The organism is Holdemania sp., from assembly GCF_986127675.1.
Genome location: NZ_CFQZWI010000008.1, coordinates 47,227 through 54,067, shown reverse-complemented (window position 1 = coordinate 54,067; position 6,841 = coordinate 47,227). Strand labels below are relative to the sequence as shown.

General features: G+C 51.3%; 9 protein-coding genes. All 9 read right to left on the bottom strand.

Going from position 1 to position 6,841, the window contains the following annotated elements; genetic code table 11:
• Nucleotides 1-271: 271 nt before the first annotated feature.
• Complete coding sequence (locus tag AC5OW4_RS02890; RefSeq protein ID WP_229056922.1) at nucleotides 272-958, bottom strand: vWA domain-containing protein; 687 nt, start codon at nucleotides 956-958, stop codon at nucleotides 272-274.
• Nucleotides 959-1,034: 76 nt separating this feature from the next.
• Nucleotides 1,035-1,442: a hypothetical protein gene (locus AC5OW4_RS02885; protein ID WP_308560091.1), complete on the bottom strand. Its 408-nt coding sequence runs from the start codon at nucleotides 1,440-1,442 to the stop codon at nucleotides 1,035-1,037.
• Nucleotides 1,402-2,082 carry a hypothetical protein gene (locus AC5OW4_RS02880; protein ID WP_493676636.1) on the bottom strand — a complete coding sequence of 227 codons (681 nt, stop codon included), beginning with the start codon at nucleotides 2,080-2,082 and terminating at the stop codon, nucleotides 1,402-1,404. Before AC5OW4_RS02880 ends, AC5OW4_RS02885 begins: the two co-directional genes overlap by 41 nt.
• A 3-nt stretch (nucleotides 2,083-2,085) precedes the next feature.
• A complete protein-coding gene (locus AC5OW4_RS02875; protein WP_072685335.1) occupies nucleotides 2,086-2,409 on the bottom strand; it encodes a DUF2651 family protein in 324 nt (107 codons plus the stop codon).
• Nucleotides 2,410-2,560: 151 nt separating this feature from the next.
• Complete coding sequence (locus AC5OW4_RS02870; protein ID WP_072685334.1) at nucleotides 2,561-2,998, bottom strand: C-GCAxxG-C-C family (seleno)protein; 438 nt, start codon at nucleotides 2,996-2,998, stop codon at nucleotides 2,561-2,563.
• Nucleotides 2,999-3,219: 221 nt separating this feature from the next.
• A complete protein-coding gene (msrA, locus tag AC5OW4_RS02865) occupies nucleotides 3,220-3,768 on the bottom strand; it encodes a peptide-methionine (S)-S-oxide reductase MsrA (protein ID WP_072685333.1) in 549 nt (182 codons plus the stop codon).
• Nucleotides 3,765-4,361 carry an NUDIX hydrolase gene (locus AC5OW4_RS02860; RefSeq protein ID WP_072685332.1) on the bottom strand — a complete coding sequence of 199 codons (597 nt, stop codon included), beginning with the start codon at nucleotides 4,359-4,361 and terminating at the stop codon, nucleotides 3,765-3,767. Before AC5OW4_RS02860 ends, msrA begins: the two co-directional genes overlap by 4 nt.
• Nucleotides 4,339-5,745 carry a sulfatase gene (locus tag AC5OW4_RS02855; RefSeq protein ID WP_229100728.1) on the bottom strand — a complete coding sequence of 469 codons (1,407 nt, stop codon included), beginning with the start codon at nucleotides 5,743-5,745 and terminating at the stop codon, nucleotides 4,339-4,341. The genes AC5OW4_RS02860 and AC5OW4_RS02855 overlap by 23 nt, the downstream gene beginning before the upstream one ends.
• 220 nt (nucleotides 5,746-5,965) lie before the next feature.
• Nucleotides 5,966-6,751 carry an NAD kinase gene (locus tag AC5OW4_RS02850; RefSeq protein ID WP_072685429.1) on the bottom strand — a complete coding sequence of 262 codons (786 nt, stop codon included), beginning with the start codon at nucleotides 6,749-6,751 and terminating at the stop codon, nucleotides 5,966-5,968.
• Nucleotides 6,752-6,841: the final 90 nt, after the last annotated feature.

Genomic DNA, 6,841 nt, shown 5'->3' with positions numbered 1-6,841 from the left:
CTATCATTAATATTGCGGAAAATCGGAAAAAGCCTCCTAAAATAATTAAAAAAATCAAAAATACTTTCTTGAGTTAATTTTACAATTTCATTATAACTCAGAAACGTCTTGATTTCAATTTAGCTTTCCACTTTCTCAGCAACTTTACTTACCCATAGAAATCAAAATAAAAAGGGCAGCTCTGACTGCCGCTTTTCCGATATTGATCATTGTAGAAACATCCATGGATACCCAATTCAAAACTCTATTCATTATGATTTTTCTATTCTTCTTACTTCGAAAAACGAACTTCTTGTTTGCGGCTTTCAAAATCTTTCTGAATATCCTCGGCCCAGTTTTCGTTTAATTCTTCGGATTCCGCAAAACTCGATATTGCATTCACCAGAACGCCGAAATTTTTTCGCATTCCCGGCTTATCCGCATGGAAATTCACAGCCCGGCTCGCTTCGATTCCCATCCTGCCCGCAGTCTGCACCGCGTCGATATTCGCACCCAGGAATAAAAATTCCCAATGATCCCGCTCTTTCTGCCGCTCGATCAACTGTTTTACCTGATCCAGAGAATATTCAACGCTGGAATTTTCCATGCCGTCCGTCGTAATGATAAATAACGTCTTTTCCGGACGGTTTTCCACGTTCATCTTTTGATGCACCCGCGCGATATGCCATACTGAACGGCCGACCGCATCCAATAACGCGGTGCTGCCCCGGACATTATATTCTTCTTCACTCAAGCATCCGACGTCCTCAATCGGAACACGATCCAAAATCACCTCGGTTCGGTTGTCAAATAAAATTAACGAAACCCTCGCCCGGCTTGTCCTCTGCTTCTGTTTTTCAATCAAGCTGTTAAATCCGCCAATCGTGTCCTGTTCCAAACCCGCCATACTGCCACTGCGATCCAGAATAAATACAATTTCCATTGTTTCCTTCATGACTTTCTTCATTGTTTTCTTCATTACTTTTGCCTCCTCTGTGCTTCCAGTTTAAGCCGAAAGACATCAGCGAAGGTCGCTTGGCAGGCGACAAAGCAAATTAAAACGAACGACCGCCCAAAAGCGGCTGATCAAAAGCAAACAACACCTCGTTGATCTGAAACAAATCATAAATCCCCTGACTGAGGAAATATTCAACGATAATATCCAGCTTACTGGCATGGGTCAAGGCATAGCCGGCCCGTCCGATCAAGACCTTCAGTTCATCCAGATTCAGCTCCAGCGCAATCGCCAGCGCCAGCGCCGTCGTTTTACTTGGCCGGTAATCCTTCTGAATTCGAATCTTGGAAAACAACTTCCGGTCAAGATTCGCTCTTTTATAGACTTGCGGATCAGTCATTCCCTTTTCGTCGATCAGCCGCAGCAGCGATTTGGAAAATGATTCCTCACGCTGCGCGATCAACTGTTCAAACAAATGCGGATTCACCGCCCGTATTTTCGGTTCCATGAAAATCATCTGATGGAGCCTTTTCTGCTATTTCTTCAAAAAGACACATTTCTTCTGCAGGAATATCCTGAAGTTCCTCATCCGCTGCATTATCTTCGTCAACCGGCGCGATGAAGTTCTTCATTTTCGCAAGAACATGGCCTGTTTTCTCTCGCGGAAGTGCCTGATCATAATGATCCTCAATGTATTGGCTGACTGCACCGATTAACGAATCCGACAGCCGCAATCGACTAACATCCTCCACAACCAGCGTCACCCATAATTCCTGTTCTGCCAGAAATTCACGTTCCCCCTGCACGATTATGGATAACAGTTCATCTTCTGATATCCCAGGCAGGCTCATCTTTGGCCATTCGACCGCCACCGACCTGCAATGTTCCCGGACCACCGCCGCCAGCGCCTGCCGATACGCTCGCGCCAATAACACCGCCGTCCCGGAATTTTCACCCGCATTTTGCGGCATGATCACCTCGATCAGTACCGCAGCCTGACAAGTCCGTTGTTCAATCTCACATCCCGCTGGAAAGCTTTGTTGATGATCTACGCGAACGGCACCCTCTTCAACGCCGGAATTGACGAAGCTCACAACCGCGTCGGCGGTCACTTCGCTCAAATCCTTTCTGACAATTTCCAACGGCATCGTTTACTTGCTTCCTCTTTCCGAGCTCAGGCCCTTTCCAACGACGCCACCGATCAGCGCGATCAAAGCATACGCCGGGCTGTAAACCCACGCGCTTTCATTAAAATATAGAAAAATCGCAGGGATAAACAAGATTCCCGTGGCGATCGCAAAAGCGGCCACAAAACCCGCCTTCCGCGCATGCGCCGCCGCGATGATCAACGTGATCAGCGGCAGGCCGGCCAACATCATGACCATGGCCGTTCCTGTGTCCCTGATGACTGCCGGCAGAATCCACAAGTTAACCGCCATCAAAAGTACATAAGGCAGATGAGGTTTTATCTGCATAGTTCTTCCTCGCTTTCTTCCTGTTCAGATAACCGCTGCACGCACCGTTAAGAATCGGATAAGCCCCCAATTCTCATCCTCCTCAAATTCAGGAAAAATCAAAAGTGTCTCCCGCTGCGGTCCCCTTTCGTGATGGTTCTTATTTTCAGCGTCAGGCTGCCGTTTCGTCCACGCCTTCCAGCGGTTTCGGCAACAAGCCGACATCCCGCAGCACCGCTTCCAAAATATCCGCACAGTTTTCCACCGTTGCCGCACACCGGCGCTCCGGCTGAAACAGCCGCGGCTTGATTTCCTCGCAGCGCAGCGATCCCAGCCGCTGGCGCACTTGTTCGACTACCGCTTGCGTCAAAGGCTTTAACTCCGCGCAGTCATGCGCTTTGGTTTTCACGATCAGACACCCCAGCGCGCACACGGCTCCAGTCAGTGCGCCGCACACATCCCCCACCTGCAAGCCGCCGCCCAAACCGGCCATCAGATGACAAGCATTTTCATCCAAATTTAAATGCCACGCCGCGTTCGCCCCATAAACCAGGCTTTCCGCACAATTATATCCCTGCTCATAATAATGAAGCGCATAGTCTTTCAACATTCGAATTTCCTCCTGTTTTCTACCTTAATGATACCGGAGTTCTCCCGCTTTGAAAAGCGAAATTCCCGAATCATGTTAGAGAATGCATGAAACTCAGCGCTGCGGTAACGGCCGCCCTCCTTGAAGAAAAGGAAAAAAGCTGCCGCTGCCGACAACTCTCTTTCCTTTTCTAAAAGTTCGAAAAAGCGTGAAACTCTTAAATTTTGAACTTTGCTTCCGCTTCAATCCAATCCAACATGATCCGACCGCATCCCTGTGATTTCCCGCTGCGCTTTCCGCTCCTGCGGCCGCATCACGGAAAAATCAACATGGCAATACCCCTGCGGATGACGCACGAGATAATCCTGATGTTCCTGTTCGGCGTCATAAAAGCAGACTAACCGTTCGACCTCCGTCACGATTGGACGGGCATAGTTTTTCTGCCGCTCCTTCACAAACTGCCGCGCGATCGCCTCGTCTTCCGCGCAAGCCGGATAAATTCCCGTGCGGTAGGACGTTCCCACATCGTTGCCCTGCCGATTCAGGGACGTCGGATCAATGATTCGAAACAGATGATCCAGCAGCTGTTCGAGCGTGATCTGATCGGAATCATACACGATCCGCACGCATTCCGCATGCCCGCTGATCTGCCGCTTCACCTGCGCGTAGTTTGGGTTTTCAAGACTTCCCTGAGCATATCCGACGCGTGTTTCCTCAACACCCTTTAACCGTCGGTAATATTCCTGAACACCCCAGAAACAACCGCCGGCCACTACGATTTCTTTTTTCATTGCGGCTCCTTTTCGCGCAGTGCTTCCCCTTTCCACTGACGGGAGCGCGCGATCAGCTTTTCATAGACTGGAAGCATCCGCGCTTCGCTGACCACCTTGGGCAGATCCGCGATCGGAATCCAGGCAACGGCGCTGTTCTCATCCGCTTTGACACTCAGCGTCTGATCCGTCGGTGCGATAAACAAATAGGTCACGTTCAAATGTTCGTGTTCCTTCACCGGCTTGCCCCGCTTGATATGCGCCGGGACAGGCAGGATATCCAATGCCAGAATTTCCCGGGAAAACGGCGTCAGCTCCGTAATTCCACTTTCCTCTTTCGCTTCCCGCAGCGCGACCGCAAACAAATCCGGATCCCCATCCGCATGACCGCCGAGCCAGGAATACGACTGATAAATATTATGATAAGCCATCAGCACCTGATCCAGCGCTTCGTTCATCACCCAGGCCGAGGAGGAAACATGCGCTTCTTCATTCTCCCGGGTCAGGATATTTTCCAGATCCAGCACTTCCAGAAACCGGGCTTTATCGCTGCGTTCCTGTTCGTTGAAGGGAACGTAAGCGCGGATGGCATCACGCCATGTCCTGTTCTGCATTGGGATTCACCTCCGGATACCACGCATCCACCGCTTCCAGCCATTCATGAAGCAGGCTGTGGAACTGCCGGACTAAATCCGGATTGGCCTCAGCCACATTGTGTTTTTCCGAAACATCCTGTTCCAGATCAAACAGCCGGACGCTGTGATCTTCATAAAATTCGATGTATTTCCATTTCCCGCAGCGCAGCGCCGAGCCTGGGGTTCCGCCCTGATTGCCATAATGCGGATAATGCCAGAAGATCGGCCCGCGGTCAAATTCCGCCTGCGGATTCAACAGCACCGGAGCCAGGCTCACGCCGTCGCAATGCTGCTGCGGACGCAGCGGCAGACCGCACAGCTCAAGCAATGTCGGATAGAAATCCGGACTGGTTGTCAGCGCGTGACTAAGACTTCCCGCCTCGATCTTCCCCGGCCAGCGCACAAACAACGGTTCCCGCACCGCGCCTTCATACATCCAGCCCTTGCCCTCCGACAACGGGAAGTTGCAGGTCGGCGAATGTTCCGCCGTTGCCAGTCCGCCGTTATCCGAAGTGAAAATCACGATTGTGTCCTCGTCCAGCCCTTCCGCTTTTAACGTCGCCATCAGCTGGCCGACGCTGTCGTCCAGTGCCTTGATCATCGCGGCATACACCGGATCCGACTGAACAATCCGGCGGGTGATCCGCTTATCCTTTTTCTGCAGGATCGGAAACGGATCGCCGATCTCAAACGGATCCTGCTGATCCAGTCCCCTCCGCTTCGCTTTTTCTTCAAAGTAGGCGATATCTTCCGCCTTGGCCTGCAGCGGCGTATGCACCGCATAGTGCCAGAGGTTCAGGAAAAATGGACGCTGACGGTCACGACTGCGGATCAAGGCGGCCGCTTCTGCGCCGATCCGGTCGGTCAGGTATTCCCCTTCCGGTCCATCGCTGAGGTTTTCCATGTGATACGGACTGAAATACCCCTTCTTCGGATGGCCCCACCAGCTGCCCCCGAGGTTGACATCAAAGCCGTGATGCTCCGGATACGCCGCTTCTTTTCCCAGATGCCATTTTCCGACATGCCAGGTCTGATAGCCGGCTTCCTGAAAGGCTTTCGCCATCGAGAACTCGCTGACCGGCAGCTCCTTGATATACGGCGCGTCGATCAGCTTGCCGCGGCAGGGATGATAGTTCTCATGATCGATCCAATCAGTCACCTTTAAGCGGGCCGGATATTTGCCGGACAGAATACTGGCGCGGCTGGGCGAACAAACCGGGCAGGCGGCGTAGGCTTGATCAAAAGCCATGCCTTCTTTTCGCAGCTGGTCGATGTGCGGCGTTTCATAAAACGAGCTTCCCTGACAGCTTAAATCCATCCATCCCAAATCGTCGATCAAAATCATAATTACGTTCGGTTTCATCTTCATCGCTCCTTTTCTTTATTTGTTTTGAGTCTGATTCCCAGTTTAATTTTCAGTCCCGACCTTCCTTTTGTTCTTTAAGGTTTCTTCTGCCCACGGTTTTCTTTCATCTCCGATCAAATTTCAGTTTCAGCTGGGGATTGATCGGAACTATGCCGAAATCCATCTTCCGGTCAAGCCGCGGGTTTAACCCCGAATTCAACCGCTGATTAAGCCCAGTCTAAAACAGAATCCGCAGCCGCTGCAAATAAGCCAGATCCCGATACCGGGCAATCTGAACCTGCTTCGGACTCTGGAACACTTCGATTTCAGTTTCCTGATCAAGGTTGAAGCACAGGTGATCATAGCACAGAAGCGCGCCTTCGAAGTTGGCGGACCGCAGCTTAATCACGGATTCCGGCCGCAGGATCAGAGGCGAACCCAACGAGCGGTAAGCACGGTGATGAATTCCCGTAATTTCGCTCAGCTGCAATAGCGGAAGGCCGCTTTCGATCACCGCCCCGCCTAAGGAGCGGTTATAAGCCGTGGAACCGATCTGCGTACACAGACACAACCCCGTTCCGCGGAAGGTTTCAAAGAAAGAACCGTTGATCTCGATATCCATCAGCTGCGTTTTCGTCACGTTTTCAATCCGCATTTCGTTTAACGCATAGATCGTTTTTTCCTGTTTCTCACCGCGTGCCGTGACCTGAAGCAGACGTGCGCTTTCGCACTTTGGACTGCGGTGGGTCACATCTTGAACGCACAGATCCATCTCATCGCAGCGGTAATCGCAGAAAAAGCCGAGTGTTCCGCTGTGAATCCCGACAAACTTTACATTTTCCAGCTGATCCAGATATTCGTGCACGGCATAGAGAAATGTGCCGTCCCCACCGATCGCAAAGACCAGATCGGGCTGCCGTTCCTCTTCCGTCCAGCCTTTCTCACGCAATTTATCCGCCAGCTCGCTTTTCAGCTGCCGGGATGTTTCATCGGGCCGGTGAACGACCGCAAACTTTTGTTTCATACTCTTTCTCGCTTTCTTCGCTTTTTTCCCAGCTTCAATGCTTTTCATCCATTCGCATTAAGCTGCTTTTTTTCACGGCTTTTCGCCTGC

Bases quoted from the DNA above. Each gene is read 5' to 3' on its own strand.
- AC5OW4_RS02870 (WP_072685334.1), bottom strand. From the start codon at position 2,998: ATGTTGAAAGACTATGCGCTTCATTATTATGAGCAGGGATATAATTGT.
- AC5OW4_RS02880 (WP_493676636.1), bottom strand. From the start codon at position 2,082: ATGCCGTTGGAAATTGTCAGAAAGGATTTGAGCGAAGTGACCGCCGAC.
- AC5OW4_RS02890 (WP_229056922.1), bottom strand. From the start codon at position 958: ATGAAGAAAACAATGAAGAAAGTCATGAAGGAAACAATGGAAATTGTA.
- AC5OW4_RS02855 (WP_229100728.1), bottom strand. From the start codon at position 5,745: ATGAAACCGAACGTAATTATGATTTTGATCGACGATTTGGGATGGATG.
- AC5OW4_RS02885 (WP_308560091.1), bottom strand. From the start codon at position 1,442: ATGGAACCGAAAATACGGGCGGTGAATCCGCATTTGTTTGAACAGTTG.
- AC5OW4_RS02850 (WP_072685429.1), bottom strand. From the start codon at position 6,751: ATGAAACAAAAGTTTGCGGTCGTTCACCGGCCCGATGAAACATCCCGG.
- msrA (WP_072685333.1), bottom strand. From the start codon at position 3,768: ATGAAAAAAGAAATCGTAGTGGCCGGCGGTTGTTTCTGGGGTGTTCAG.
- AC5OW4_RS02875 (WP_072685335.1), bottom strand. From the start codon at position 2,409: ATGCAGATAAAACCTCATCTGCCTTATGTACTTTTGATGGCGGTTAAC.
- AC5OW4_RS02860 (WP_072685332.1), bottom strand. From the start codon at position 4,361: ATGCAGAACAGGACATGGCGTGATGCCATCCGCGCTTACGTTCCCTTC.